Genomic DNA, 25497 nt, shown 5'->3' with positions numbered 1-25497 from the left:
CCTATGGAAACGCCAACGGGAGACGCCGGCATCTACGCCCGCGAGTCGACGTATCTCGACCGGTTCGTCCAGTTCGGCGAGGCGGGCGACCGAGTCATCTCCGTGTCGTTCCCGACACAGGTCGACCCCGACACCGACGACAGCCACCCGCTGCTCGACCGCATCGAGGCGTATCTCGGCGGCGCGGAGGATGAGTTCGACGACGTGAACGTCGGGCTGACTGTCCCGACCACCCAGCGGAACGTGCTCGAAGCCGTCCAGGGAATCCCCTACGGTGAGGACGCGTCAGTCGAACAGGTGGTGATGATGACACAGGGACTGGGGTCGGACGAGGAGGAGGACCAGACCCAGGTCCGCGAGGCGCTCGCAGCGAACCCCATCCCGCTGTTGGTTCCCGACCACCGGGTCCGGGACGGCCCCAGCGGCGCCCCGCCGGCAGTCGAACAGAAGCTCCGGTCCGTCGAGGGACTGTAGCTACGAGCCGAGCCGACCGACACCGAGCCCCTCGTGGACGGTGAGTTCGAGCGCGTTGACCAGGTAGTGCGCGACGACGACGGCCAGCAGGCTGTTCGTGAGGACGAACAGGGCGCCGAGTGCCGTACCGAGCGCGCCGGTGACGACGACGCCGACACGCCCCTGGGCGCCGTGGCCCAGCGCGAACGCGACCGAGGAGATGGCCACCATCGCCCAGGCGGGGGCGTCGAGTCCCACGACGGGGACCCCGATGGCCGCGGCGCGAAAGAGCAGTTCCTCGACGACGGCGATGACGGGTAGCACCACCCCAAGCAGGACGACCCACCCCCCGGCGGAGTCGGGCGCGAGCAGCTCCCTGAGCGACTCGTCGACGCCGATACCGAAGCCGTCGGCGGCCGCCGCCGCGAGCTCGTTTCCGACCCAGAAGCCGACGCCGGCGGCGAGGCCGACGGCGATGGCCGGGAGGCCCGTCGAGAGCGCCGACGCCGTGACGCCGAGGGCCGAAAGCGGTATCTCGAAGAAGACGGCCCCGCCCAGCAGGAGCACGCCGAACAGTCCCTGCGTGAGCGCGACGTTCGCGAGCAGCGCGCCCGTCGACAGCCCGTCGCGGGAGAGCTGGCCCTCGATGTGCTGGCGCTGTCGCGCGGTCCGCGTGCTCTCGAAGCGCGGGTAGGTCGAATCGGTCGGCTGTACTCGTTCGAGGGTGTCGGTCCGGGCGGTCAGGCCCCCGGCGTCGCCCGAGAGCGACCGCTGGGAGAGTCGGGAAAGCGCGAGTAACACCGTCAGCAGAAAGCCCGTGAGGCCGACGAAGGCGGCCCACTGGGGCATCTATTGCGGGCTGGGACTGCCGCCGCTCTGTCGCCCGACCTCGTGTTCGAGCGCCTTGCCCGTGATGGACTTCAGGCGGTCGACCAGCGAGTCCTTCTCGGGCTCGCCGGCGAGGGCGACTTCGAGGACTTCCGAGATGTGTGAGACCGGGATTATCTCGATCTGTTCCTCGTACTCCTCCTCTATCATCACGTCCTGCGTGTTCGCTTCGGGGATGATGACCGTGTCCAGCCCCGATTTGGCGGCGGCCTCTATCTTGTGCGTGACGCCGCCGACCGGGAGCACGTCACCGCGCACCGACAGGGAGCCGGTCATGGCGATGTGCTGTTCGATGGGGACGTTCTCCAGCGCGCTGATGACCGCGGTCGCCACCGTGATGGAGGCGGAGTCACCGTCGACGCCGCCCTCACCGGCCTGCACGAACTGGATGTGGACGTCCTTCTCGGAGATGTCCTCGTCCGAGAACTTCTTGATGATAGCCGAGACGTTCTGGACGGCTTCCTCGGCCATCTCCTTCAGTTGGCCGGTGGCGATGACCTGACCCGGGCCCTGCGAGGGCGTGACCTCGGCCATCACCGGGAGGACGATACCGCTGTCCTCCCCCATGACGGCGAGCCCGTTGACGCGGCCGACCACGTCGCCGTCGTTGACGGTGAGCTCGTAGTCCTTGCGGCGCTCGATGTAGTTGTCCGCGAGCTGTTGCTCGATGGACCGGGAGCGCCGTTTGGCCTGCAGCACGTCCGCGCGGGTGGTGCGGTCCTTGTCCTCGGCGCGGGCGATGTCGCCCGCGACGCGGACCAGCCCGCCGAGGTCACGGAACTTCAGCGTGAGGTGGCCCTTCCGGCCCGCGCGGCGGCGGGCTTCGAGGATGAGCTCCTCGACGGCCTCCTCGGTGAAGTGGGGGAGCCGCCCGTCGTTTTCGACCTCCTGAGCGACGAAGCGGGTGTACTTCCGGCGCATCTCTGCGCTGTCCTCGATGGTGTCGTCCATGTACACCTCGTAGCCGTAGCCCTTGATACGGGAGCGCAGGGCGGGGTGCATGTTCTCCATCGCGTCGAGGTTCCCCGCCGCGATCATGATGAAGTCCGTCGGGACCGGTTCGGTCTGGACCATCGCGCCCGAGGAGCGCTCGGACTGGCCCGTGATACCGAACTCGCCCTCCTGGATGGCCGTCATCAGCTTCTGCTGAGAGCGGATGTCCAGGGTGTTGATCTCGTCGACGAACAGCACGCCCTTGTTGGCCTTGTGGATGGCGCCGGGCTCTACGCGGTCGTGGCTCGGCGTCTCCATCCCACCGGACTGGAAGGGGTCGTGGCGAACGTCGCCCAGCAGGGCACCGGCGTGAGCGCCGGTCGCGTCCTCGAAGGGGGCGGTCTTCTGGCTGGCGTTGTTGACCAGCAGGTTCGGGATCATCGAGTCGCTACCGCGCGAGCTGTAGCGGAAGGCGAGATAGATGACACCCGCGGCGAGAATCCCCAGCAGAATCTGCTGGGCGATAATCAGCGAGTAGCCGATGACGATAGCGATGATGATCCACATCAGGAAGGTCCGCATCTGGTTGCGCTTGCGGGCCTCCTCCTTGTGGGCTTCGACTATCTGTTCGCCCTTCCCGCCCGGAACGGTTCGGACCTTCGGCTCGTTGCCGTCGTCCGGGTTGTGGTAGACGAGAACGTCCTGCAGTTCCTCGCGGGGCAACAGCTGGCTCATCGCCTTCGCGAGCATCGACTTGCCCGTCCCGGGCGAGCCGATCATCATCACGTGGCGGCGCTGCTTGGCCGCCTTTTTGATTACGTCCCGTGCGTGGTCTTGGCCGATGACCTGGTCCACGAGCCGGTCCGGGACTTCGATTTCCTCGGTCGAGTCGATGTCCAGACCGCCCAGAAGCCGCTCTTCTGCGTCCTGGAACTCGGACCCACCCTCAAGCTCGACGTCGCTGCCGAGAGTCGTGTCCGACGTTGCTCCGTCGCCGGTGTCGGGCGCCTCGCCCTCGGAGTCGGACGGCCGGTCGTCGGCCGGCGCCTCCTCCTCGGGGTCGGTCGCCTCCCGGTCGGCGTCGGGAGCCGCGTCAGTGTCGGTGTTGTCGCTCATACAAACGTTGTTAACATCGGTTTTGAAGGCCTGTCTACTGATATACTTTCTCCCCATTGGCGTCGTCGCCACAGCGGCATAATCGCCGGACAGCAGTTCGGTTGTGGGTGGTAGTTCCGCACTAGCTGGTCGCCCGTCGACTTTATCAGACCACCAACCACACATGCTGGTATGCGCGGGTTCTACATCGGTCGGTTCCAGCCCTACCACGACGGCCACCACGCGATGGTCGGGCGCATCGCGGACGAGGTGGACGAACTCGTCCTCGGTATCGGTAGCGCCGACGACTCACACACCACACACGACCCCTTCACCGCCGGCGAACGCATCATGATGATAACGAAGGCCGTCGCCGAGTTCGACCTCCAGACCTACGTCGTCCCGCTGGAGGACATCAACCGCAACGCAGTCTGGGTCAGCCACGTCGAGAGTATGTGCCCGGATTTCGACGTGGCATACTCGAACAACCCCCTCGTCGTCCGGCTCTTCGAGGAGAGCGGCATCGAGGTCCGCCAGTCGCCGATGTTCGACCGCGACCGGCTGGAGGGCAGCGAGATACGCGAACGGATGATAGACGACGAGTCCTGGCGCGACCGCGTCCCCGACCCGGTCGTCGAGACCATCGAGGAGATAAACGGCATCCAGCGCCTCCAGCACGTGGCCGACACGGACTCGCTGTCCCGCTACGTGGCCGAAGACGAGTCCCTGGACGAGCCGACCATCGGCGAGGACTGATGATAACGCTCGCCTCCGATTTCGGTTCGCCGTACCCGGCGGCGATGAAGGGAGTCATCTGCCGGGAGAGCGGGGCTCGAATCGAGGACGTGGCACACGACCTCCCCAGACAGGACGTGCGCGCGGCGGCGTTCTGGCTGACCCAGACGCTCCCCTACTTCCCGCCGGCGGTCCACTGCGTCGTCGTCGACCCGGGCGTCGGAACCGACCGGGCGGCGCTGGTCGTCCGGGCCGGCGAGCACGCCCTCGTCGGCCCCGACAACGGCGTCCTGCTCCCGGTCGCGCGGGAACTGGCGACTTCCGGCGGGAGGAGGGACACCGTCGAGCACGGTTCGGCGAGCCCTGACTCACAGGCTCGTCAGGACGCCGTCGAGACTTTCACCTGGGCCTACGACGACCCCGCGAGTTCGACGTTCCACGGTCGGGACGTGTTCGCCCCGGCCGCGGCGACGGTCCACGAGACCGGCGTCGAGGCGGTCGAGACGCTGTCGCGTGCGAGTCCGACCGACGACTACACCGACCTGCAGTTGCCCGAACCCGCGGTGCAGGCCGACCGCGCGGCCGGCGAGGTACTCGTCGTCGACGACTTCGGCAACGCTATCACCAACGTCCCCGGCGAGGTGCTGGCAGACGCCTTCGGGGGACAGGTCGCCGTCGACGGCGAGCCGGTCCCGGTCCGGCGGGCCTACGCCGAGCTCGCCCCGGGCGAGCGACTCGTCACGGTCGGGAGCCACGGCAACGTCGAGCTCGCGGTCAATCGGGGTCGCGGGGACGACGCCTTCGGCGTCGCGGCGGGCGAAGGCGTCGAGCTGTCGTGGTGACGGACAGCTATCGGTTCAGTTCCATCCCGGTGCAGTCCGGGAACTCCGGCTGTTCCGGGCACGCCTCGCACTCGTCTAGAGCCGTCAGCCCCTTGTAGGCGACGTAGGGCACGAGCAGGGCCAGAAAGAGCCCGAGCGCGCGGAGCCGAACGGCCGGCCGGAAGACCACCGGGTAGACCAGACGGGCCAGCCCCACCGCGAGGACGGCCTTGGTGGGAATCCGTAGCGACTGCTCGCTGGTCCGGTAGATGAGTTCGTACAGGAGTCGGGTGCCCCGACGATACAGCAGTTTGTAGCCGACCATCGGCGCGACGGCGGCGACGCCGACGGCGTAGAACACAGCCACGTCCAGCGTGGCGACCGCGGGCACGGTCAGATGGAGGCCGAGAGCGCGAGCAGCGACACCAGCCCGACCGGATAGACGACGAAACACCCCATACACAGCTCGACGCCGCGTAGCTCGAACGTGTGGTGGGCGTAGTACTCACAGCTCGGGTGGTGCGCGAGAACGAACGGGTCGAGGTCGTCGATTGCCCGCGTGATGCGTCCGGTGATGTCGACCATCGCCCGGCTCAGAGGTCGTTGCTGCAGTTCGGACTGGCAGAGGCGGTCATGTCGGCGGTCTCGCGACACGCCGGACAGACCTGTCGTTCCTCCTTGTTAGCAAAGTAATAGTATATCCCGACCGGGAGACAGACTGACAGTCCGAGGACCAGCACAGCCATTTCACCAGCGAACTCTTCTCTCGTCTCAGTGCTTTCTGCTGACACACCGGTTCCGGCTTCAGAAGCGATACAAATAACGATTCTAGCTGCTGTTTTAACCCATCGGTTGACATTTGGCCCGTTTTAGGCCGGCCGAAAACCGATAGCTTTTTGTGTTTTAGGGTCGCCTAAAACAATGTATGCCGGACGAACAGGTGTCGTGGCCCCCGTGTCGTCGCTGTGAGACGGTTCAGAGTGAGCCTGCTCGCCGGACTGTGGTCACCGAGCGGTCCGCAGGAGGTGGTCCGGCGGCGACCTGAGACACTCCCCAGTCGGTGCCATCTGTTACCGCGGCGACTCACCGTGGGCACGGGTCGTCGGTCCCCCTGGACTGACGCTGTCGCCGCACCACGAGCCCGAGCTCGTGTCTGTCCCTTTCTTGCCGTTCGCGTCTCCCCGCTAGCCGGTCGCTCGGCGCGCACGCTCGGTCGTCGGCGTCGGACCGTCCGGAAACCCCACTCGGGTCGGGTCCGAGGTACTCGACCGCCCCCTCCAGATACTCCCCCTCGAAGTACAGCTAGACGACTACTGCGTGAAAACTGGCTCGAACGTGGCGCTGTCGGCCAAAAACGCGTGGTTTTAGCGGTTACGACGAGCTCGAACGCTCCGTCGAGTTACGCCCTCGCGCCGAAACGCTCGGGTCGCTAACTCACGGCTTCGCCGTTCGTTCGAGGGCGTTCACTCCGTCGGCGACCTCGCTAGCTCGACGAGATGACGTCGTCGATGCGGACGATCATCGTCGCGGCCTCGGTGGCCGAGTCGACCGCTTCGCGCTTGACCGCGGCGGGGTCGAGGATACCGTAGTCGACGGGGTCGGCGACGACGCCCGTCTGGCCCTCGCTGATGACGCCGGCGATGCCCTCGCTCTCGTGGTGCGAGCGCAGGTCGACGAGCGCGTCGATGGCGTCGAGGCCCGTGTTCTCCGCGAGCGTGCGCGGGAGCACGTCGAGCGCGTCGGCGAAGGCCTCGACGGCGAGCTGTTTACGGCCCTCGATGGACGCCGCGGTCGAGCGGATGTGGTCCGCGGCGGCGATTTCGGTCGCGCCGGCACCGGGGACGACGCCGCCGGCGTCGAGCGCGGCGATGGTCACGTCGAGCGCGTCGTTGAGCGCGCGCTCGATCTCGTCGACGACGTGCTCGGTCGAGCCGCGGGCGAAGACGGTCACTTTCTGGGCGGCCGCGCCGCCCTGAATGAACGTCACTTCCTCGTCGCCGTGCTTCTCGACGCCGACGGACTCGGCGAAGCCGAGCGCGTCCGAATCGAGGTCTTCGACGGAGCCGACGCGCTTGGCGCCGGTCGTCTCGACGATGTCCTTGGCGGTCGAGGAGCTGACGCTCTCGACGGCGAGGACGCCGGCTTTCGCCAGCTGGGAGGCGACGCGGTCGGCGATGTCGTCGGTGACGAAGACCACGTCGGCACCCGAGTCGACGATGGCCTCGGCGTAGCCCGACAGCTCCTGCTCCTCGGCGTCCAGTGCGGCGTTGAGCTGGTCGACGTTGGTGACGTTGTACTGGGCGTCGACGTTGCTCTCCTTGACGTCGAGCTCGGCGTCGAGGACGGCGATATCGGCGTCTGTCACCGAGCGGGGCATGTTGTCGTGGACGGGCGTGTCGTCGATGATGACGCCCTCGACGAGCTCGGTCGCGGAGGTCGCCGCGCCGGTCTGGGTGTGGACTTCGATGTTGTCCCGGCGGACCCCGTTGTCGCTCTTGGCGTGACGGACGGCATCGACGATGACCTCGGCGAGGCGCTCGGCGTCGACGTCGCCGGTGCCCTTGCCGGTCATCGAGGACTCGGCGACCTCGACGAGCGTGTCGTCGTCGAGCTCGACGTCGAGGACCTCGCCCTCGATCGCCTCCTGTGCGAGCCCGGCGGCCTCGTGGTACCCCTCGACGATGGTCGTCGGATGGACGTCGTCGTCGAGCAGGTCCTCGGCCTTCGCGAGCAGCTCGCCGGCCAGGACCGAGGCCGTGGTCGTCCCGTCGCCGACCTCGTCCTCCTGGGTCTGGGCGACCTCGACGATCATCTGTGCGGCGGGGTGTTCGATGTCCATCTCCGAGAGGATGGTCGCGCCGTCGTTCGTGATGACGACGTCGCCGCTGTCGGAGACGAGCATCTTGTCCATGCCGCGCGGTCCGAGCGTCGTTCGTACGGCCTCGCTGACGGCCTTGCCGGCGGAGATGTTCGACGACTGTGCGTCCTTACCGTGTGTGCGCTGGGCGTCCTCGTCGAGAATGAAGAGGGGCTGGCCGCCCATGCGTCGCTGGCCAGATGACATAGATGTGTAACCTCACCTTATCCATCGTAAGCGGTTCTATATAAAAGTGACGAATGGGGTCGCCCACCGCTCCGCTCCGACCGACGGACGAGAGCGCGACGCGCCGAAATCCCGGCGTCGACTGCTCGAAACGGCCCGATGATTTATTATCGGCTTTCCCGCATGTCCGATAATGCTGGAGCTGGAGCACGGCTTTCGCGTGGTCGACGTCCACGCGCGGGTGGAACCCGACGAAGAGCGTCGGCCCCGACCCGGCCTGGGAGACCCCGAACAGCTCGAACGCGAGATGCACCAGGCCGGGGTGGTCCGGGCCGTCGTCTACCCGAACGCCCGCGAGGGGAGCTACCTGAAGGCCAACAACGCCGTCGCGCGGATGTCCGTCGGCCGACCGCTGGTTGCCTTTGCCCGAATCAGGGGCGGGCGAGAGCCCGGTAGCAGCGCCGGCTCCCGGCTCCGGAACCTGACCAGTCGCGGTGACGAGGACCAGACCACCCCCGAAGACATCGAGCAGTACGCCTACGACGACCGCTTCTACGGCTTCAAGCTCCACCCCGCCAAGGACGGGCTCCCCACGGAGCCCGTGCTCGCCCGGCTCGCCGACGTGTCGCTGCCGGTGCTCGTCCACGGCGGCGAGGAGGTCCCGCCGCTGTCACTCGCCGACGAGCTGCTTTCCTACGACGTCCCGGTCATCCTCTCGCACTTCGGGGCCCACCCGCTCCGCGTGGAGTTGATGGACGAGGCCATCGCCCTGCTCGACGACCACGACCGGCTCTACCTCGATACGAGCGTCGTCCGGTACCGTGACCCGCTGGAGCGGGCCATCCGCGAGCATCCCGACCGCGTCCTCTTTGGCAGCGGCGCGCCACACACCCACCCGAACGTGGCCGTCATGGAGATTCTCACGCTGGACGTGCCCGAGGACGCGATGAAGAAAGTGTTCTCGAACAACGCGGGCCGGGTCGTCGACCCGCTCGCGCCGCGGCAGTTCTAGCGCCAGTCGTACACAGCGACGGCGCGGTCGGCGCGGACCGAGCGGCCGTTGGGGTTCGGGTCGCGGCGAGGGTACCGGGCAGCGAGTCCGTCCTTGCTCCCCAGTCCGGTGCCGCCGATGACGTCCCGTCCGGTCGAGAGCCACTGCGACGGGGCCGTCTCACCTCTCGCGACGCCTTTCAGTGCCTCGACGGCGTCGCTACCGGCGTGGCTCACCAGCCGCCGGGCGACCGTCGGCCGGACCCCGTAGTTTTTCACCAGCCGGTACGCCAGCGAGCGGTACTTCCAGTGCCAGTCCCGTTCGCGGATGCCGCCGTCAGCCTCGAACTCACGGCTCACGCACATCCCGCTGTCCCACCCGACGGTGTAGCCGCAGTCGGCCAGCCGGTGGGCTACGTCGCGTGAGCTCCCGATTTCGAGGTACTCGTCGAACCCGTCGAGCGCCTCCAGCGCCGACCGCTGGAACGCGACGTTGCCGGCGTTGAAATACGTCACCTCCCGGCCGGCGATGGTGCGTGACTCCTTGGACTCGGTCGTCATGCCGGCGGTGAGTTGCTCGTGTGTCGGTCCCGTCACGGCCGCGTGTGACTCCGTGCCCGACCGAACGGCTTCGGCCCAGCCCGCCTCTACGGAGAGCGTGTGGCTCACCAGGGCCACGATATCGCCCGTCGACCGGTCCAGCCCGGCGTTGCGGGCGACGGTGACCGAGCGGTCCGCGATCTCGACCAGCACGTCCACGTCCGACCGGTCGCGTACCATCCCGGTCGTGCCATCGGCAGACGGTCCGTTGACGACGATAACCTCGGCGTCGGGGACCTGCTCGGCGAGTGCGTCCAGACAGCCGGCCAGTTCCTCCCGGCCGTTCAGTGTCGGGACCACTACCGATAGCTCCATACCCCACGGTTCGACGCCGGAAGCGCATAAAACTCGCGGGCGACAGTGCGGCGTGGGGCGGGACAGCGTGGCGCTCGGGACAGCGCGACACGGTAGCTGGGCTGACACGGGGACGGCGAACCGCCCGGTAACGGGCGGGAGCCACACCGGCAGAAGTCGGCGCGACGACCGCGGCCGAAGGGGGAAGCCAGCGCCCCGGCCTCGGTGTCGTCGCGCTACTCACAGGAGCGTCCTCGCGACTCGACGAGCGTACTCCGGTCGCTCAGAGGCGGGTATCGTCTCAGACTACGCGCGTCTCGCCTACCCAGCTATCGACGTCCGAGAGTCGCTACCGCGTCCCGACGCGCGTGTTCCAGTAGGAGACCGACGCGACCTTGTCACCGAGCGGACTGGCGCCGATAGCCGTATCGATAGAGCGAAACGACGAGGCGAGTTCGTTGGGAATCTTCCGGTAGAAGCCGTAGGGGAGCACCCAGTCGTGGGACTCCTCGGCGAGTTCGAGGTCCGCGCCGTCCAGCAGCCGGTCGATCTCCCACCGGGAGTACAGCCGCGATCCCATCGGGAGCGCCCAGTTGTACAGCGACCGCGTCGAAAAGCGGTTGAACGTATCGAAGAAGACCTGCTCCTTGGCGACCCGGCGCATCTCCGCGAGGAAGGCAGCCGGCGTGTCCGCCAGATGGAAGAACCGCATCGCCAGCACGGTGTCGAAGTGGTTGTCCGGGAAGGGGAGCCGGGCGGCGTCGCCACGCATGAACTCGACGTGGTCGTCGACGCCGGTGGCCTGGGCCTTCTCGCGGCCCTGCTGTAGCATCGGGCCCGAGATGTCCAGACCGGTTATGTCGGCGTCTCGCTCGGCGAGCATGACGGTGAAGCGGCCGGTCCCGCAGGCGACCTCCAGAATCTTCTTGTCCTCGACCGGACCGATAGCGCCGAGCACGGCCTCCTTCTCGCGGCGGTCGATGATCCGTCCACCGCGGGAGAACCGCTTGGCCTCGTACTCTTCGGCCACAGTGTCGGTCTGGTACCACTCCTGCCCTTTCACGCTACGATTGTCCCCGCCGGGGGGATAAAACGATACTGGAATCGCGGTTCCGCGGGGCCGCGGGCCACCGGGAGCGCCGACTCCGGCACCGGGAATTTCGGAAATCGGGTATTGTATAAGGAGACATTATACACATCATAGTATCTGTATTGTTTGGTCATGAATATAGCCAAGTTTTACCAATAGCGGTGGAATAACGGTCAGTATGAGTACGACTACCGAGGACGTTGGGGGCTCACCGTTCGCGCAGGAAGACTTCAGGGAGCGGCTCCGGGAACTACCGCCGAGCGCGAAGCTCGTCGCGAAGGTACTCGAAGACGACGCGCCGCTGTCACAGGGCCAGCTGGCCGAGACGTCGCTGCTGCCCGACCGGACCGTGCGCTACGCGCTGAACCGACTGGAGGAGTCGGAACTCGTCGACTCGCGGTACAGCTTCACCGACGCGCGAAAGCAGGTCTACTTCCTCACCGCCTAGCCGCCGGAGTTTTCAGCGTCGCCCGCGACCGGTCAGCCGATGGGCTGGCACCGGGTGAACGTGGCCGTCGAATCGCGCGCACCGACTGGCGAGACGGCCGCGTATCTGAGTGACGGCCCTGCGGCGCTGCTCGCCGACCCGGCTCGACGGACCGAGCGACTGGACGGGGCCGTCGCGGCCGCCGACGTGGAACACCTCGCAGTCACGCACCACCACCCCGACCACGTCGGTGCCGTCGCGGCCTACGCCGAGGTGACCGGCGCGACCGTCTGGGCGCGGCGCGGCCGCACCGACGACTTCGAGGCCGCAACGGGCGTCGTCCCCGACCGGACGTTCGCGGAGGGGACCACAATCCCTGCCGCCGACGGCGTCACCGTCGTCGATTTGCCCGGCCACGCCCCGGAACACGTCGGCTTCGCCACCGACGCCGGCGTCGTCAGCGGCGACGTGGCCGTCGCCGAGGGCAGCGTCGTCGTCGGTGCCCCGGAGGGGGACATGCGGGCCTATTTCTCCTCGCTCCGCAGACTCCACGCCCGGACGCCGACCAGTCTGTACCCCGGTCACGGGCCCACGATCGAGGCACCGCGAGCGGTCTGTCGGCGGCTCCTCGCACATCGCCGCCGCCGCGAGAGGCGCGTGCACGCGGCCGTCGAATCGGGCGCCGAGACCGCCGACGACGTACTCGACCGGGCCTACCGGAAGGACCTGACCGGCGTGCGTGACTTCGCACGGGCGACTGTAATCGCACACCTCGAAAAACTGGCCGTCGAGGGAGCCCTTCGGTGGAACGGCGAGCGGGCGAAACCCCTGTGACTACTCACCGGCGCCGATAAAATAGTTGTGTTTCGATACAAATGTTAATAATTTAATTTCTTTGGGAGTGAAAGATGCCGCGTGAGCGACTCCGCGTGGGCGAAATGGCTTCGACGGCGCTGTGAGCGCTACGGCCCCCACCGGTTTCCCGGTGTCGACCGCGCCGACGTGGGCGCCGGCTGTGTCTTCGCCACCAGCGCGGTGGTCGGTGGGGCACTCGCCAGTGCCGTCCTCGCGCTCCCCCTCCTCTTCAGCGAGCGGCTCACGCTCGCCGGCACGGACTACGAGCTCCTCGAGATACTGCTGGCGATGAGCGTCGGCGCGTCCGTCGTGGCGGCCCCGGTCGCCTTTCTCGCCGGAGCCGTCCTCTGGCGTCGGATACGGCGGCTGTCGGGCCGCAGGCGGGCGGCCGCGGGGAAGTTCGTCGGCGTCGGTGTCTACGTCGGGACGACGGTCCTCTTTCCCGTGTTCGCGATGTGGGCCGACTGGCTGCTGGACGGCGTCGTGTCGGTGAGCGGAACGCCCGTAGCGCTCGTCGTGGCCTATGCCGTCTACGGCGTCCTCCTGACCCTCTGGCTGACGATTCCCGTCGGCGCCGTGGGCGCCGTCATCCACCGTCGGGCGGGACTGGCCGACGCCTGACCCCACGCGCTGACGCACACTTTTTGAACGTCCCCACCCAGAATGGGCTATGGACTCGCTCGAAACCGAACTCGACCGCGCCCGTGACCTCGACGTGGCCGAACTCGCGGACGCCATCGAGCGTATCGGCTTCGAGTGTACGCGCTGTGGGGCCTGCTGTAAGGCAGACGACGGCGGCTGTGGGGACGGCGCGGAGCCGGCCGACGAGAGCGAGGGCGAGCCGCATACGGCCACGGTGTTCCCCGACGAGATCCGCCGGGTACAGGAGACTGGCGACTACGACTTCCGCGACGTGGCCCGGCCGATGCCCTACGGCCTCACTGAAACGCCCGACGGCCAGCGAGGCGAGACCTTCGAGTGGGCACTCCAGACCGACGCGTGTGGTGACTGTACGTTCTACGACGAGTCCGACGGCGTCGGCGCCTGTACGGTCCACGAGGACCGGCCACTGATATGCCGGACCTACCCGTTCTCCGTCGCGCTTGGCGGGACCAGCCAGCCGATGGGCGAAGTGGTGGACAGCGTTGCGCTGGAAGCCGGTGAAACCGGCGACACCGAGGGGATGGTCCGCGCACACGAGTGTGAGGGGCTGGGTCGGGATATCGCCCGCGAGGACGCCGTGGAACTGGCCGCGGCGCTGAAAGAGCGAGCGGTCAGAGAGCTACAGGAGGCCATCGGCGTCAGAGAGAACTACGAACCGACGGACGCCGACGGCGTCGTGGTTCACGACTCTGAGGGACAGAAACGGCCCGACGGGACCGAACTCGGAGACGGCTGAACTGCGTGTCCCTGGCCGTCGAGAGGCGGCGTCTGCTACAGGTCTTCGTCGAGAATCTCGCCGACGGCGAAGTTCGATTTGACCTCGGTGACCTCGATTTTCACCCGTTCGCCGATGTCGGCACCGGGGACGATGATGACGTAGCCGCGCTCGACGCGGGCGATGCCGTCGCCCTGCTTGCCGATGTCCTCGATTTCGACGTAACGGGTCTCGCCGGGTTCGACCGGCGGCTGGGGCTGGTCGGGCGGTGTCTCCGTCTCGGTACCCTCGTCAGGTCTGGCATCGATATCCGCGGAGATGAGCGCGACGCGGTACGTCCCACCGGCCTCGACGGTGCCAGTCTCGACCTCGCGCCGTGGCACTTCGACGAGATAGCGGTCGTCCTCGACCGTCACGTCAGCACTGAACAGACACAGCAGTTCGTCCGAGATTTCCAATGTGATAGACCTCCACTTGCCATACTATCCGGCCATGATTAAAGAACTGCCGGACAGGGTGACCGGTCGGCAGGAAACCGTTTCCCCGCTGTACCAACACGGTTCGACCGAGTCCGGCTGACGCCCGTGCCCCGCCCGGTAAGACGAGCAAACCGCAAGACAGCGGCCGGTTAACCCACCGTACCAAACCCCCTAAGGGAGTTTCGCTGTAACTACCGGATACAATGAGCGCCACCGCACAGACGGCCGACAACCCCCTCTCGGAGAAACAGCGCCGAATCCTCGACTACCTGCAGGCGAACGCGGACGAGCAGACCTACTTCAAATCGCGGCTCATCGGCGACGAGCTCGGGCTCTCTGCCAAAGAGGTTGGGACGAACATGACGACCATCGCGGAGGGGGACCACAACATCGACGTCGAGAAGTGGGGGTACTCCTCGTCGACGACGTGGATGGTCGACGCCTAGGGGTCGTAGCGCACCAACGAATCCGCTTCGGCCGCGAGCTGTGCGGCGCCGTCGCCGAAGGAATCGGCGTACCGAATCAGGAGCGTCAACACCGTCTCCGGTTCGGCGACGGCGTAGCCGTCCTCCCGGGAGAGCAACCCGGCCGCCTCCAGGTCCGCCGCGTGTTTACTTATCGTCGGTCGTGACACGGACAGCTGTGTCGCCAGCTCCGAGGCCGTCACGGTCGGGTCCCGGAGCAGTGCGACGAGCATCCCGCGCGGTGTCGACCGGCGGAGATACCCCAGCGCCACCTGCTCGAACGTCGAGAACTGTTCGGTCGGGAAGTAGCGCCGATAGTCGCCGTCCTTCCGGGAGGTGACGGCGCCGTCGTTTTCCAGTCGGTGGAGGTGGTGCTGTGCCTCGCCGGTGCCCAGCTGGAGGTCGTCCCGGAGCTTCGAGAAGTGGGTGCCCGGACGGGCCGAGACGTAGCCTGCGATGGCGTCGGGCGTCTCGCTATCGCTGTCGCCGCTGGCCAGACCGACGAGGGGGCTGGCGGCGCCGAGGGCCGCGAAGCGACGCAACGTCGCTCGCTTCTCTGTGTCGACCCCCTCGTCGCCAGTCATATATCTTGCAGGAAGTAGTTCTGCTATAAAAGGTCTTCGGCTGTGGTTACGTGTCGCTGTCGCTACCTGTGTCTTCAGGGCCGCCGGCGATGTCGGCGCCGTCGTCGATTTCGGCGTCCATCTGCTCGATGACTTCGTCGGCGTTGTCGATACCGGCGTCCTTGCCGCGTTTTATCTTCTGGGCTTCCTCCTCCATAGCTTCGACGTCGACTTCGGCCTCCTCGTCTATCTGGCCGAGTATCTCCTCGATGTCGTCGAGGCCGAGCATCTCCCGGGTCTCGTCGTCGAAGTCGAGGGCGTCGAGGACATGGCCGTTCTGTTTCACGTCGGAGCCCTGGAGGTGTTTGCCGTAGCGGCCCACGAGCGACGTGAGCTCCTGGGGCAACACGAAGGTGGTCGATTCGGACTTGCCCATCTCGCCCAGCGTCTCCATCCCCTTGTCGATGACGGCGCGCTCGCCCATCGACTCGGCGGACTTCGCCCGGAGGACGGTCGAGATAGCGTCACCCTGTGCCTCCAGAATCTGGCTCTGCTTCTCACCCTGGGCGCGGATGATGTTCGACTGCTTGTCACCCTCCGCGGTCTCGATGGCGGAGCGGCGTTCACCCTGGGCTTCCAGAATCATGGCGCGGCGTTTCCGCTCGGCGGAGGTCTGTTGCTCCATGGCCTGCTGGACGTCCTTCGAGGGGTTCACTTCCCTCACTTCGACGGACTCGACACGGACACCCCACTCGTCGGTGGGTTCGTCCAGTTCCCGGCGGATGCGGGAGTTTATCTCCTGGCGCTTGTTGAGCGTGTCGTCGAGCTCCATATCACCCAGCACGGCGCGGAGGGTGGTCTGGGCGAGGTTCGAGACGGCGCGCTCGTAGTTGTCGACTTCGAGGAAGGCCTTCTTCGGGTCCATCACCTTGATGTAGACGACGGCGTCGGCCGTCACGGGCGAGTTGTCGCGGGTGATAGCTTCCTGTCGGGGCACGTCGAGGGTCTGGGTCCGCATGTCGAAGCGGGTGACATCCGAGACGAAGGGGTAGATGAAGTGAATCCCCTGGTCGAGGATGCCGCGGTAGGTGCCCAGAACCGTGTACGCACCTTTCTGATACGGGCGGATGATGACGACGCTTGAGTACGCGACAGCTATCGCCAGCACGAGAAGCACCATCGTGACGAACACGAAGATGCCACCGGCGAACAGTGACTGCAGCGGTACCAGCGGGGTTGACATGACACCTGAAGCTCGGGTGGGACGAAATAAAAGCCTTCGGTGACCCTGTCACAAACTACCGATATCCACACCGGATCACGCGTGTTCGGACTCGGCGTCCGGCTCGACGGACGTGTTCTCCTCGCGGTCCCGTTCGAGGGCCCGGTCGATGTCGTCGTCGGTAGTCGCGGCCGCCTCGACTTTCAGGACGTTGCCGCCGCCGGGGTCGACGACGAGCACCTCGGTCCCTTCAGCTATCTCGCCGCCGACGCTGCGGGCCTCGTAGTACGGGTTGAAGCCGCCGTCTTCGAGTTTGACCTGCCCGGCGCTCGTCGTGACCCGCTCCGTGACGGTACCGAACTGCCCCTGAAGCGAACTCGACGAGAGCGACTGTCCCCGGCCGGGCGCCGAGAAGTCTATCTTCCGGTACCCCCAGAGCGTCACCGCTGTCGTCGCGAGAACGGCCGCTGCGAGGATGAGGGGCGCGAGAACGCCGAGTCCGGGCGGAATCAGGAAGCCGACCAGTCCGGCGACCAGCAGCGCGACGCCGAGGACGAAAAAGTGCGTGCCCGGCGCGAACGCTTCGGCGACGATGAGTCCCGCCCCTGCGAGGAACAGGACGACCGATACCGTCGTACCGAACAGCGGTTCGAGCTGGGCGGGCACGAGAGCGAGCGAGCCCACGGAAACGTTCATACACGCATATAGGGCCGCTGACGGATTAAGTGTCGGGGGTGGTGCGGACCAGAATCCCATACGAGACGAGCGTGACGGCGCCGATAGTGAGGGCGATACCGACTACCTGAACCGGAGTGAGCCCGATTACCGTGTCGACGAGTGCGAGAACGGTGAAGTAGATGCCAAGCGCTACGAACAGCGTGTTCTCCGGCGCCGGTGCCTGCGGGGTCACCGCCACGTCCGGGGCGAACGAGCCCGCGACGGCCCCATCGTCGTCGTCCGGAGCGGTGTCGGCGTCCTCGTCCGCCACGGGCTCGGCCTCGTCGATGATATCGGCCGCTGTCGCGGGCTCGTACTCGGCGACGAACTCGTCGTCGGTCCGGTCGTCGCTCCCGTCGGTGGACATAGCCGGCGCTAGGACGGCGAACTACAAAAAGGGACGGCGAGCGAACGCGCCTACTGCACCCGAGTGCCCAGCGGGGCGTCGCCGTGCGTGGTCAGCAGGTCGGCCTCGTCGCCGGCTGCCAGCACCATCCCGTTCGATTCGACGCCGAAGATGGTCGCCTGCTCCATGTTTGCAAGCAGTATGACACGCGTTCCCGGGAGCTCGTCGACCTCGTGGAGTTCGGCGAGGCCGGCGACGACCTGGCGGACCTCGTGGCCGATGTCGACTTCGAGCTTGAGGAGCTTGTCGGCGTCCTCGACCGATTCGGCGCTGACGATCTCGCCGACGCGCATGTCGACCCCCTCGAAGTCGTCGAAGCTGATGCGCTCGTCGGCGAGCGGTTCGAGGTCGGCGGGCTCGTCGTCCGGGGCTTCCGCCGAAGCCTCGCTCTCGACTCGTCCCTGTAGCTCCTCGTTCAGCACCGCGATGTGGTCGTCGTCGACCTGCTCGAACAGCTGTTCGGGCTCGCCGAACGACGCCGGCGGCGCCTCCAGCGCGGCGGAGAGCGACGCCTCGGCGACCGACCCGGGCTCCTCTAGCTGGCCCCACAGCCGCTCGGCCTTGCCGGGCAACACCGGCTGCATGACGACGGCGACGGCCTTCGCCAGCTGGACGCAGTCGCGGATGACCTGCTCGGCCTCCTCGGGCGCTTCGTCGACGAGGTGCCACGGCTCCGTCCGCTGGATGTACTCGTTCCCGTAGTCCGACAGCTCCGTCGCCAGTTCCGCGAGCGCGCGGACGTCGTACTCCCGGACGGCCGCCTCGAACTCCGAGAGCGTCGTCTCGATGCGCTCGCGAACGTCGTCGCTGACGTCGACCTCGGGCGTGCCGCCGTAGTTCCGGTGGGCGAAGAGGAGCCCGCGGTTGATGAAGTTCCCGACGTTCCCGACGAGTTCGCCGTTGACCCGCTCGGCAAAGCGGTCCCACGAGAAGTCCACGTCGGTCTCTAAGCCCGCGCCCGTCGCGATGTAGTACCGGAACAGGTCGGGGTGGAAGCCGGCGTCGAGATACTCCTCGGCCCACACCGCACGGTTTCGCGACGTCGAGAGGGCCTTGCCGTCGATGCCGACGAAGCCAGTTGCGAGAAGCGAGCGCGGTTCGTTGTAGCCCGCCCCGCGCAACATCGCCGGCCAGAAGACCGCGTGGTGCTGGATGATGTCCCGGCCGATGACGTGGACGATGTCGCCGCCCTCGTCGGTCCACTCGTCGTCCCACTCGGTGCCGTGTTCGGTATCGCCGTCGATCTTCCAGACCTGCTCCCAGTCGTACTCGTCGGCGCCGACGCGCTCTGAGTACTGCTTCGTGGAGGCGACGTACTCGATAGGAGCGTCGACCCAGACGTACAGCACGAGGTCCTCGGCCGTCGCCCCGTCTCCCTCCTCGGCGGGATAGTCGATACCCCAGTCCATATCCCGCGTGATACAGAGGTCCTGCAGTTCGCCGTCGACCCACTCGCGGGGCTGGTTCTTCGCGTTGTCCGTGCCCTCGATGCGGTCGAGGAACCCCTGGAGGTACTCCTGGAACTCCGCCAGCCGGAGGAACTTGTGTTCGCGCGTGCGGTACTCCGCGGGGTTGCCCGTGATCGTACTCACCGGGTCCTCGATTTCGCCGGGTTCGAGGTGGCGCTGACACCCCTCGTCGCACTCGTCGCCGCGGGCCTGTTCGCCGCAGTAGGGGCAGGTCCCCTCGACGAACCGGTCGGGCAGGGGCTGGTCCTCCTCGGTGTCCCAGGCGACCTCTATCTCCTTCTCGTGGACGTAGTCCCCCGCCACCCACGAGCGGACGAACTCCTGTGTGAGTTCGGTGTTCGTCTCGTCGTCCGTGTGGCCGTAGTTGTCGAACTCGACGTTGAACTGCGGGAACGTCTCGGCGTAGCTCTCGTGGTACTCCAGCGCGAACTCGCGGGGTTCGACTCCCTCCTCGGCGGCGTTGACGGCGACCGGCGTCCCGTGCATGTCCGAGCCGCAGACGAAGGCGGTCTGCTGGCCGATGCGTCGCAGCCCTCGCGAGAGGGCGTCGCCGGCGACGTAGGTCCGCAGGTGGCCGACGTGCAGGTCGCCGTTGGCGTAGGGGAGCCCGCAGGTGACCACCGCTGGGTGGTCCGTGGGAAACTCGTCGTGACTCATACCTGTTCGTGTGCCGCCGACGGGTCAAAAGGGGGTTGGTTTCCTACAGCAGCGCCAGCGTCCCGCCGGCGAGCCCCAGCGTCACGAGCAGGCGACCCGCGCTGCCCACGAACGTCGCCGCGCCAAAGCGGACGTAGTCCTCCTCCAGCACCGTGAACGCGTAGATGGAGAGCGTATCGGGGAAGAAGGGGACCGACAGCGCCAGCGCGAGGCCGACGTAGCCGTACTTGCGTGCGATTTTGATGGTCTTGCGCTCGGACCACTCGATGATGTCGAACCGGGAGTCCTTGATGCGCCGGACCAGCGGGCCGTACTCCTTTGCCTCCTGTCCGATGTGGAACGCGAAGAGGCTCCCCAGCGCCTTGCCCAGCGCGCTGAAGAGGATGATGGCGGCGATGTTCCCCTGCGTCGAGAGCCCGAGCCGGAGCGTCTCCGCCGGCACGAGGACGACCTCGCTGGGCAACGGCAACACGAAGGCGATGAGAAAGGAGTACACCGCGATGATGGCCAGCCCCGTCGGGCCGGTCGCTGTACAGACGGCCTCCTCCAGGAGGGCGAGCGAACTGCCGGCGGTACCACACTCGGCGAGGAACGCGACCGGCAGGGGAACCGCGAAGGGCCAACTCACGTCAGTCGATATCACTCAGTGGGTCCTAAAGCTTGATATTTTCACTCGGGAGCGATACTGAGCTGATAGTTTACTTATCAGTGGTTGTGAAACAAACGGCGACAGCGGCCGTCGTGGTCCCGTGAGCCACCATCTTTGTCATCGTCGGGTCGCCGAGGCGACCGCTCCTCGAAAAACAGGGGTGAAAAAGGCCGGACGCTCACTGACTCACGGCGCGTCGCGCCGTCGTCTCCCGCGGTCGCAAGCGACCGCGCAACCTTCGCGTCCGGGGAACCGGCGGCGAAGCCGCCGGACCCTAATACCAGTCCAAATCCGCCACGAACGACCGCAGCATCGACCGCGTCACGTGGGCCACCATCTTTTTCATCGTCGGGTCGCCGAGGCGACCGCTCCTCGAACAGCCCCGCTCGCGCAGTTCGTCGGTCATCGGAATCGAGAGGTCGGCGGCCACGAGCGGGAGCTCCGGCCCGACGACATCGTGGCCCCGGGCGCTGAGCTGGTCGGCCAGCCACTCGGCGTTGTCCATCGACCGCTCGTACTGCTCTCGGTAGCCCGCCGGCCAGAGGGCCTCCATCGCCGCGACGGCCGACGCGACGCCGGCGCCCGAGCGGGTCCCGGTGAGCGTGAGCTGGCTCGTCGATTCGAGATACGGCGTCTCGACGGCCAGGTCGTCCAGCAGTGTCTCCTCGCGTGCGAGCAGTCCGCCGGCGGGGACGGCGGCCTGCCCGACCTTGTGTGGGTCGATGGTCATCGTGTCCACGGCGGCGTGGCCGAAGTGCCAGTCGTGGTCGGTGAAAGGTAGATAGAAGCCGCCCCACGCGGCGTCGACGTGACACAGCGCGCCGGCGTCGCCCGCGAGGTCGGCTATCGCGGGGATAGGGTCGACGAAGCCGTACTCCGTCGAGCCGGCCACGCCGACGACACAGACGGTGTCGTCGTCTATCAGCTCGGCCATCGCTTCCGTGTCGGCGCGGTGGTTCCGGGCCGGCGCGGTGCGCAGTTCAACGTCCAGCACGGCCGCGGCCTTGGTAAAGGAGAAGTGGGCGTGGACCGGCGCGACGACGTTGGGGTCGTCGGTGTCGGCCCGGTTGCGGGCGATGCGCAGCGCCTGAATGTTGGCCTCGGTGCCGCCGGAGGCGATATACCCGGCCGGCTCCGCCAGCCCGGTCAGTTCCCCCAGCGCGTCGACGGCGTCGTCTTCGAGGTCGGCGACGGTCTCGTAGGTGCCGGGGTCGCCGGGGTTGGTCGCGAGAAAGCGCTCCGCCGCCTTGCGGGCCGACGGGTGTGGAACGGTACACATCGAGGAGAGCACCCGTTCGAAGTCCTGTGGCTCGGCCCGCTGGAGCATCCTACCCCAAGCCTCGGGGTCGACCGGTTTAGCCGTTTTGTTCGGCGAGAGTCACGTCCGCACAGCCGACGGTGCTGCCAGTTCGACGGCCCGATTTTCCTCGCGGGCTTCGCCCGGAACCCCGTCGGCTGTCACTATCCGCGGGACATATCAACTGGTAACAATTTCCAAGGCGATAGCACAGCTACGCTCTCGCATGCAGTTCTCGCATGCGGAGTCACTCGAACGGCTGGAATCGGTAGTCTCGAACGGCGAACCCGTCATCGGCGCCGGCGCGGGGACCGGTATCTCGGCGAAGTTCGCCGAGCGGGGCGGGGTCGACCTGCTCATCATCTACAACTCCGGGCGATACCGGATGAACGGCCGCGGGTCGCTGGCCGGGCTGTTGCCCTACGGCGACGCGAACGAGATCGTCGTCGAGATGGGTCACGAGGTGCTCCCGGTCGTCGAGGACACCCCCGTTCTGGCCGGCGTCAACGGGACCGACCCGTTCCGACAGATGGACGTGTTCATCGAGGACCTGAAGCGGCGGGGCTTTTCGGGCGTCCAGAACTTCCCGACAGTCGGCCTCATCGACGAGGACAGCTCCTTCCGGCGGAATCTGGAGGAGACCGGGATGGGCTACGACGAGGAGATAGAGATGATCCGGGAGGCCGCCGACCGGGGAATGCTCACCTGTCCGTACGTCTTCACCGAGGCTCACGCCCGCGAGATGGCCGAGGCCGGCGCGGACGTCATCGTCTCGCACATGGGACTGACCACGTCGGGCGACATCGGCGCGGAGACCGCACTGGACCTCGAAACGGCCGCCGAGCGCGTCCAGGCCCACCACGACGCCGCGAAAGACGTCGACGACGACGTCATGGTCATCTGCCACGGCGGCCCCATCGCCTGGCCCGACGACGCCGAGTACGTCCTGAACAACACGGAGGGCGTCGTCGGCTTCTTCGGCGCCTCCAGCATCGAACGGCTCCCGACCGAGGAGGCCATTCAAAATCAAGCTCGCGAGTTCAAGGGGATAGAGTTCTGATGGCCGTCGTCGTCATCGGGACGCTCGACACGAAAGGCGAGGAGATAGATTTCGCCCGGGCGGTCATCGAGTCACAGGGCGTCGACACCCACCTCGTCGACGTGGGCGTGATGGGCGAGCCCGAGGTCGAGCCGGACACGGCGGCCGGAGCGGTCGCCGAGGCCGCGGGGACGACGCTCGACGCGCTCCGCGAGGGCGGCGACCGCGGCGAAGCGATGGAAGCGATGGGCGAGGGCGCGGCCACGGTCGCCGAGGGGCTCTACACCGAAGGGACACTCGACGGCGTGCTCGGGCTCGGCGGCTCCGGCAACACCTCCATCGCGACGACGGCGATGCGGGCGCTCCCGGTGGGCGTCCCCAAGTTCATGGTGTCGACGATGGCCTCGGGCGACACGGAGCCCTACGTCGGTTCGCGCGACATCGCCATGCTGTACTCCGTCGCCGACATCGAGGGGCTGAACCAGCTCTCCCGGCGGGTCATCGGCAACGCCGCACTGGCGATGGTCGGGATGGTCGCCAACGAGCCCGACGTCGAGGTCGAAGACCGACCCACTGTCGGCATCACGATGTTCGGCGTCACGACCCCGTGCGTCCAGCGGGCCCGCGAGGTGCTCGAAGACCGGGGCTACGAGACCATCGTCTTCCACGCGACGGGCACGGGCGGACGAGCGATGGAGTCGCTCGTCGAGGAGGGCGTCATCGACGGCGTCCTCGACGTGACGACGACCGAGTGGGCGGACGAGCTCGTCGGCGGGACGCTCACCGCTGGCCCTGACCGACTGGAGGCGGCCGGCGAGGCGGGGATTCCACAAGTGGTCTCGACCGGTGCGCTCGACATGGTGAACTTCGGCCCGCGGGACTCGGTGCCCGAGGAGTTCGAGGGGGGGCAATTCCACGTCCACAACCCACAGGTGACGCTGATGCGGACGACGCCCGAGGAGAACGCCGACCTGGGCGCTATACTCGCCGAAAAGCTCAACGGCGCGACCGGGCCAACGGCGATTGTCCTCCCGCTCGGCGGCGTCTCCATGCTCGACGTCGAGGGGGAGGAGTTCTACGACCCCGAGGCCGACGCCGAACTGTTCGATGCGATACGGGACCGTCTCGACGAGAACGTGGAACTCCTCGAACGAGAGGCGGATATCAACGACGGCGCCTTCGCAGAGCTGCTCGCCGAGACGCTGGACGAGTACATGCGCGAGGCCGGCGTCGGACCTGAGCACTAGGACGGCGGCGTCAGATCCGGAGCGTGTCGAGGGCGGCTTTCAGCGCCTCGGTCGTGCTGTGGTCCCACGCCTCCCAGTTGTCCGTCGCGACCCAGCTGTGCCGGATTCGCCGGTCGCTGTCGACGAGAAACAGCGCCCGGCGGACGCCCGACTCCAGCTCGGGGTCGTAGACGCCGTAGGCCTTCGAGACCTCGAACTGCGTGTCCGAGAGCAGCGGGAAGGTGATCCCCTTCTGTCGGCTGTACTCCCGGTGGGAGTAGACGTAGTCGGGCGAGATGCCGAACATCGAGACGTCAGCCTCGAACTGGAACAGGTCGATGTCGTCGAGGTCGCACATCTGCTCCGAGCAGACCGGCGAGAAGTCGTTCATGTAGAACGAGAGGATAACGTAGCCGTCCGCGACGTAGTCCGAGAGCGTGTACTGTGAGAGCAACTGGCCGTCAGTCCCGCGGAGCGTGAAATCAGGTGCGATATCCCCCGTCTCTACCATCGGAAAGTACTGCCCGCTATCGGGTAATGAATGTAACACCCAAATAGTATGGGCGGCGACTGGACGGAACCGAATCCGCCGCCCGCGAGAAGTTCACAATAGACTATTATGATTTTGGGCCGATGTGATAGACGATGCAAGCAGTCCAGTTCGACAGCCACGGCGACAGAGACGTGCTCACGTACGGCGATTTTCCGGACCCGGAGTGTGGGCCTCGGGAGGCCCTGGTCGATATCAAAGCGGCCTCGCTGAACCACCTCGACGTCCACACACGGCGGGGATTGCCGGGTATCGACCTCGACATGCCACACGTTCCGGGGAGCGACGCGGCCGGGGTCGTGACCGAAGTCGGGGACGACGTCACGCGGTTCGAAGCCGGCGACCGCGTCGCGCTGTTGGCCGGCAAGAGCGGCGGGGACGACGAGTTCAGCCGCAAGGGCGACCCGACACTGGCTCCCGACTTCCACATCATCGGCGAACACGTCAGGGGCGTCCACAGCGAGTTCGCCGCGATTCCCGAGGCGAACCTCGCACCCGTCCCGGAGGGAGTGGACTGGGAGACGGCGGCCGCCGCGCCGCTCGTCTTCCAGACCGCCTGGCGGATGCTCCGTGACCGGGGAGAGCTACAGGTCGGCGAGTCGGTGCTCGTCCTCGGGGCGTCGGGCGGGGTCGGCCACGCGGCGGTGCAGGTGGCCGCCGAGGCCGGCGCCGAGGTGTTCGCAACGGCCAGCACCGACGAGAAGCTCACCTACGCAGCGGAACTCGGTGCCGACCGGACGATAAACTACGCCGAGGAGGACTTCGCGAGCGAGATTCGGTCGCTGACCGGCGGCCGCGGCGTCGACATGGTGGTCGACCACATCGGCGCACAGACCTGGCGGGACTCGCTCAAGAGCCTCGTGAAAGGGGGCCGCGTCGTCACCTGCGGGGCGACGACCGGCGGGAATCCGGAGACGGACCTCAACCGCATCTTCTGGAACCAGCTCCGGGTCATCGGGTCGACGATGGCCACCCCGGGACAGGCAGAAGCGGCGCTCGACCTGGTGTGGGACGGGACCTTCGAGCCGCGCATCCGCGAGACGCTCCCGATGAGCGACATCGCGGAGGCACACCGGCTCGTCGAGGAGCGCGAGGGGTTCGGAAAGGTCGTCGTCGTTCCGGACAGCGAGCTGTAGGCCGGGTCCGTCGAGAGCGGT

At 67.0% G+C, this 25497-nt stretch carries 29 protein-coding genes; 12 read left to right on the top strand and 17 right to left on the bottom strand.

Annotation, left to right across the window (positions count from 1 at the left end):
* Positions 1 to 3 precede the first annotated feature (3 nt).
* Positions 4 to 474: an MGMT family protein gene (locus NDI56_RS00515; protein ID WP_310917448.1), complete on the top strand. Its 471-nt coding sequence runs from the start codon at positions 4 to 6 to the stop codon at positions 472 to 474.
* Here the strand turns inward: NDI56_RS00515 and NDI56_RS00510 are convergent, their stop codons facing one another.
* Both NDI56_RS00510 and lonB read right to left on the bottom strand, forming a co-directional pair.
* Positions 475 to 1302 (bottom strand): CPBP family intramembrane glutamic endopeptidase, encoded by an 828-nt coding sequence (locus NDI56_RS00510; RefSeq protein ID WP_310917446.1) that lies wholly within the window; start codon positions 1300 to 1302, stop codon positions 475 to 477.
* Positions 1303 to 3390: an ATP-dependent protease LonB gene (gene lonB / locus NDI56_RS00505; RefSeq protein ID WP_310917445.1), complete on the bottom strand. Its 2088-nt coding sequence runs from the start codon at positions 3388 to 3390 to the stop codon at positions 1303 to 1305.
* A 171-nt stretch (positions 3391 to 3561) separates the two neighbouring features.
* On the opposite strand from lonB, the gene NDI56_RS00500 reads away from it, so the two are divergent.
* Entirely contained in the window at positions 3562 to 4125 is a 564-nt protein-coding gene (locus NDI56_RS00500; RefSeq protein WP_310917444.1) for a nicotinamide-nucleotide adenylyltransferase, read from the top strand.
* Positions 4125 to 4946, top strand: a complete 822-nt coding sequence (locus NDI56_RS00495; RefSeq protein ID WP_310917443.1) for an SAM hydrolase/SAM-dependent halogenase family protein — start codon at positions 4125 to 4127, stop codon at positions 4944 to 4946. The genes NDI56_RS00500 and NDI56_RS00495 overlap by 1 nt, the downstream gene beginning before the upstream one ends.
* 7 nt (positions 4947 to 4953) lie before the next feature.
* Here the strand turns inward: NDI56_RS00495 and NDI56_RS00490 are convergent, their stop codons facing one another.
* The 4 genes from NDI56_RS00490 to thsA all read right to left on the bottom strand — a co-directional run bounded on the left by NDI56_RS00490 (position 4954) and on the right by thsA (position 7968).
* Positions 4954 to 5316, bottom strand: a complete 363-nt coding sequence (locus NDI56_RS00490; protein ID WP_310917442.1) for a hypothetical protein — start codon at positions 5314 to 5316, stop codon at positions 4954 to 4956.
* 2 nt (positions 5317 to 5318) lie between these two features.
* On the bottom strand, positions 5319 to 5510 hold the full coding sequence (locus NDI56_RS00485; RefSeq protein ID WP_310917441.1) for a hypothetical protein: 192 nt from the start codon (positions 5508 to 5510) through the stop codon (positions 5319 to 5321).
* An 8-nt stretch (positions 5511 to 5518) separates the two neighbouring features.
* Positions 5519 to 5716, bottom strand: coding sequence for a hypothetical protein (locus NDI56_RS00480; protein WP_310917440.1), 198 nt, complete (start codon positions 5714 to 5716; stop codon positions 5519 to 5521).
* A gap of 692 nt (positions 5717 to 6408) precedes the next feature.
* The gene (gene thsA / locus NDI56_RS00475) at positions 6409 to 7968 is read right to left on the bottom strand and encodes a thermosome subunit alpha (protein WP_310918910.1); all 1560 of its coding nucleotides are present in this window, start codon (positions 7966 to 7968) and stop codon (positions 6409 to 6411) included.
* Positions 7969 to 8161: 193 nt separating this feature from the next.
* Between thsA and NDI56_RS00470 the strand changes: the two genes are divergently transcribed.
* Positions 8162 to 8980 (top strand): amidohydrolase family protein, encoded by an 819-nt coding sequence (locus NDI56_RS00470; RefSeq protein WP_310917439.1) that lies wholly within the window; start codon positions 8162 to 8164, stop codon positions 8978 to 8980.
* Here NDI56_RS00470 and NDI56_RS00465 read toward each other — a convergent pair.
* A complete protein-coding gene (locus NDI56_RS00465; protein ID WP_310917438.1) occupies positions 8977 to 9873 on the bottom strand; it encodes a glycosyltransferase family 2 protein in 897 nt (298 codons plus the stop codon). The two genes, NDI56_RS00470 and NDI56_RS00465, sit on opposite strands and share 4 nt — an antisense overlap.
* 328 nt (positions 9874 to 10201) lie before the next feature.
* Positions 10202 to 10915: a class I SAM-dependent methyltransferase gene (locus tag NDI56_RS00460; RefSeq protein ID WP_310917437.1), complete on the bottom strand. Its 714-nt coding sequence runs from the start codon at positions 10913 to 10915 to the stop codon at positions 10202 to 10204.
* 205 nt (positions 10916 to 11120) lie between these two features.
* Here NDI56_RS00460 and NDI56_RS00455 point away from each other — a divergent pair, with 205 nt between their 5' ends.
* From NDI56_RS00455 to NDI56_RS00440, 4 genes are all read left to right on the top strand, one after another.
* Complete coding sequence (locus NDI56_RS00455; RefSeq protein ID WP_310917436.1) at positions 11121 to 11390, top strand: MarR family transcriptional regulator; 270 nt, start codon at positions 11121 to 11123, stop codon at positions 11388 to 11390.
* A 39-nt stretch (positions 11391 to 11429) separates the two neighbouring features.
* Positions 11430 to 12203 (top strand): MBL fold metallo-hydrolase, encoded by a 774-nt coding sequence (locus NDI56_RS00450; protein ID WP_310917435.1) that lies wholly within the window; start codon positions 11430 to 11432, stop codon positions 12201 to 12203.
* Between the two features lie 81 nt (positions 12204 to 12284).
* A complete protein-coding gene (locus NDI56_RS00445) occupies positions 12285 to 12845 on the top strand; it encodes a hypothetical protein (protein WP_310917434.1) in 561 nt (186 codons plus the stop codon).
* A gap of 49 nt (positions 12846 to 12894) precedes the next feature.
* A complete protein-coding gene (locus tag NDI56_RS00440) occupies positions 12895 to 13623 on the top strand; it encodes a YkgJ family cysteine cluster protein (protein WP_310917433.1) in 729 nt (242 codons plus the stop codon).
* A 35-nt stretch (positions 13624 to 13658) separates the two neighbouring features.
* Here NDI56_RS00440 and NDI56_RS00435 read toward each other — a convergent pair whose 3' ends face one another.
* On the bottom strand, positions 13659 to 14060 hold the full coding sequence (locus NDI56_RS00435; RefSeq protein WP_310917432.1) for a TRAM domain-containing protein: 402 nt from the start codon (positions 14058 to 14060) through the stop codon (positions 13659 to 13661).
* 224 nt (positions 14061 to 14284) lie between these two features.
* On the opposite strand from NDI56_RS00435, the gene NDI56_RS00430 reads away from it, so the two are divergent.
* Positions 14285 to 14527, top strand: a complete 243-nt coding sequence (locus NDI56_RS00430; RefSeq protein ID WP_310917429.1) for a DUF7123 family protein — start codon at positions 14285 to 14287, stop codon at positions 14525 to 14527.
* On the opposite strand, the gene NDI56_RS00425 is transcribed toward NDI56_RS00430, so the two are convergent.
* The 7 genes from NDI56_RS00425 to mfnA all read right to left on the bottom strand — a co-directional run bounded on the left by NDI56_RS00425 (position 14524) and on the right by mfnA (position 21555).
* Positions 14524 to 15129, bottom strand: coding sequence for a winged helix-turn-helix transcriptional regulator (locus tag NDI56_RS00425; protein ID WP_310917428.1), 606 nt, complete (start codon positions 15127 to 15129; stop codon positions 14524 to 14526). The genes NDI56_RS00430 and NDI56_RS00425 overlap by 4 nt on opposite strands.
* Positions 15130 to 15175: 46 nt before the next feature.
* Positions 15176 to 16351, bottom strand: a complete 1176-nt coding sequence (locus NDI56_RS00420; RefSeq protein WP_310917427.1) for an SPFH domain-containing protein — start codon at positions 16349 to 16351, stop codon at positions 15176 to 15178.
* A gap of 75 nt (positions 16352 to 16426) precedes the next feature.
* Positions 16427 to 17026: an NfeD family protein gene (locus tag NDI56_RS00415; protein WP_310917426.1), complete on the bottom strand. Its 600-nt coding sequence runs from the start codon at positions 17024 to 17026 to the stop codon at positions 16427 to 16429.
* 25 nt (positions 17027 to 17051) lie between these two features.
* A complete protein-coding gene (locus NDI56_RS00410; protein ID WP_310917425.1) occupies positions 17052 to 17414 on the bottom strand; it encodes a DUF7312 domain-containing protein in 363 nt (120 codons plus the stop codon).
* 50 nt (positions 17415 to 17464) lie between these two features.
* Positions 17465 to 19579: a methionine--tRNA ligase gene (gene metG, locus NDI56_RS00405; RefSeq protein ID WP_310917423.1), complete on the bottom strand. Its 2115-nt coding sequence runs from the start codon at positions 19577 to 19579 to the stop codon at positions 17465 to 17467.
* A gap of 43 nt (positions 19580 to 19622) precedes the next feature.
* Complete coding sequence (locus NDI56_RS00400) at positions 19623 to 20207, bottom strand: YqaA family protein (RefSeq protein WP_417935936.1); 585 nt, start codon at positions 20205 to 20207, stop codon at positions 19623 to 19625.
* Between the two features lie 295 nt (positions 20208 to 20502).
* Complete coding sequence (gene mfnA, locus NDI56_RS00395; RefSeq protein ID WP_310917422.1) at positions 20503 to 21555, bottom strand: tyrosine decarboxylase MfnA; 1053 nt, start codon at positions 21553 to 21555, stop codon at positions 20503 to 20505.
* Positions 21556 to 21751: 196 nt separating this feature from the next.
* On the opposite strand from mfnA, the gene NDI56_RS00390 reads away from it, so the two are divergent.
* Both NDI56_RS00390 and NDI56_RS00385 read left to right on the top strand, forming a co-directional pair.
* Positions 21752 to 22585: a phosphoenolpyruvate hydrolase family protein gene (locus tag NDI56_RS00390; protein ID WP_310917421.1), complete on the top strand. Its 834-nt coding sequence runs from the start codon at positions 21752 to 21754 to the stop codon at positions 22583 to 22585.
* Complete coding sequence (locus tag NDI56_RS00385) at positions 22585 to 23811, top strand: Tm-1-like ATP-binding domain-containing protein (protein ID WP_310917420.1); 1227 nt, start codon at positions 22585 to 22587, stop codon at positions 23809 to 23811. Before NDI56_RS00390 ends, NDI56_RS00385 begins: the two co-directional genes overlap by 1 nt.
* Positions 23812 to 23821: 10 nt before the next feature.
* Here the strand turns inward: NDI56_RS00385 and NDI56_RS00380 are convergent, their stop codons facing one another.
* Positions 23822 to 24301, bottom strand: coding sequence for a redoxin domain-containing protein (locus NDI56_RS00380; RefSeq protein WP_310917419.1), 480 nt, complete (start codon positions 24299 to 24301; stop codon positions 23822 to 23824).
* Positions 24302 to 24435: 134 nt separating this feature from the next.
* On the opposite strand from NDI56_RS00380, the gene NDI56_RS00375 reads away from it, so the two are divergent.
* Positions 24436 to 25476 carry a zinc-binding dehydrogenase gene (locus NDI56_RS00375; RefSeq protein WP_310917418.1) on the top strand — a complete coding sequence of 347 codons (1041 nt, stop codon included), beginning with the start codon at positions 24436 to 24438 and terminating at the stop codon, positions 25474 to 25476.
* Positions 25477 to 25497: the final 21 nt, after the last annotated feature.

Origin of the sequence: Halomicroarcula saliterrae (assembly GCF_031624395.1) — an archaeon.
In the GTDB taxonomy this organism is placed as follows: Archaea; Halobacteriota; Halobacteria; order Halobacteriales; family Haloarculaceae; genus Haloarcula; species Haloarcula saliterrae.
The sequence above is the reverse complement of the archived record's forward strand: the minus strand, read 5'-3'. Positions and strand labels throughout refer to the sequence as shown.

Coding starts and splice junctions, on each gene's coding strand:
- NDI56_RS00430 (WP_310917429.1), top strand. CDS start 14,285: ATGAGCGCCACCGCACAGACGGCCGACAACCCCCTCTCGGAGAAACAG.
- NDI56_RS00420 (WP_310917427.1), bottom strand. CDS start 16,351: ATGTCAACCCCGCTGGTACCGCTGCAGTCACTGTTCGCCGGTGGCATC.
- metG (WP_310917423.1), bottom strand. CDS start 19,579: ATGAGTCACGACGAGTTTCCCACGGACCACCCAGCGGTGGTCACCTGC.
- NDI56_RS00375 (WP_310917418.1), top strand. CDS start 24,436: ATGCAAGCAGTCCAGTTCGACAGCCACGGCGACAGAGACGTGCTCACG.
- NDI56_RS00390 (WP_310917421.1), top strand. CDS start 21,752: ATGCAGTTCTCGCATGCGGAGTCACTCGAACGGCTGGAATCGGTAGTC.
- NDI56_RS00510 (WP_310917446.1), bottom strand. CDS start 1,302: ATGCCCCAGTGGGCCGCCTTCGTCGGCCTCACGGGCTTTCTGCTGACG.
- NDI56_RS00425 (WP_310917428.1), bottom strand. CDS start 15,129: ATGACTGGCGACGAGGGGGTCGACACAGAGAAGCGAGCGACGTTGCGT.
- NDI56_RS00485 (WP_310917441.1), bottom strand. CDS start 5,510: ATGGTCGACATCACCGGACGCATCACGCGGGCAATCGACGACCTCGAC.
- NDI56_RS00465 (WP_310917438.1), bottom strand. CDS start 9,873: ATGGAGCTATCGGTAGTGGTCCCGACACTGAACGGCCGGGAGGAACTG.
- NDI56_RS00515 (WP_310917448.1), top strand. CDS start 4: ATGGAAACGCCAACGGGAGACGCCGGCATCTACGCCCGCGAGTCGACG.
- NDI56_RS00440 (WP_310917433.1), top strand. CDS start 12,895: ATGGACTCGCTCGAAACCGAACTCGACCGCGCCCGTGACCTCGACGTG.
- NDI56_RS00385 (WP_310917420.1), top strand. CDS start 22,585: ATGGCCGTCGTCGTCATCGGGACGCTCGACACGAAAGGCGAGGAGATA.
- thsA (WP_310918910.1), bottom strand. CDS start 7,968: ATGGGCGGCCAGCCCCTCTTCATTCTCGACGAGGACGCCCAGCGCACA.
- NDI56_RS00470 (WP_310917439.1), top strand. CDS start 8,162: ATGCTGGAGCTGGAGCACGGCTTTCGCGTGGTCGACGTCCACGCGCGG.
- NDI56_RS00455 (WP_310917436.1), top strand. CDS start 11,121: ATGAGTACGACTACCGAGGACGTTGGGGGCTCACCGTTCGCGCAGGAA.
- NDI56_RS00495 (WP_310917443.1), top strand. CDS start 4,125: ATGATAACGCTCGCCTCCGATTTCGGTTCGCCGTACCCGGCGGCGATG.
- NDI56_RS00380 (WP_310917419.1), bottom strand. CDS start 24,301: ATGGTAGAGACGGGGGATATCGCACCTGATTTCACGCTCCGCGGGACT.
- lonB (WP_310917445.1), bottom strand. CDS start 3,390: ATGAGCGACAACACCGACACTGACGCGGCTCCCGACGCCGACCGGGAG.
- mfnA (WP_310917422.1), bottom strand. CDS start 21,555: ATGCTCCAGCGGGCCGAGCCACAGGACTTCGAACGGGTGCTCTCCTCG.
- NDI56_RS00500 (WP_310917444.1), top strand. CDS start 3,562: ATGCGCGGGTTCTACATCGGTCGGTTCCAGCCCTACCACGACGGCCAC.
- NDI56_RS00415 (WP_310917426.1), bottom strand. CDS start 17,026: ATGAACGTTTCCGTGGGCTCGCTCGCTCTCGTGCCCGCCCAGCTCGAA.
- NDI56_RS00410 (WP_310917425.1), bottom strand. CDS start 17,414: ATGTCCACCGACGGGAGCGACGACCGGACCGACGACGAGTTCGTCGCC.
- NDI56_RS00450 (WP_310917435.1), top strand. CDS start 11,430: ATGGGCTGGCACCGGGTGAACGTGGCCGTCGAATCGCGCGCACCGACT.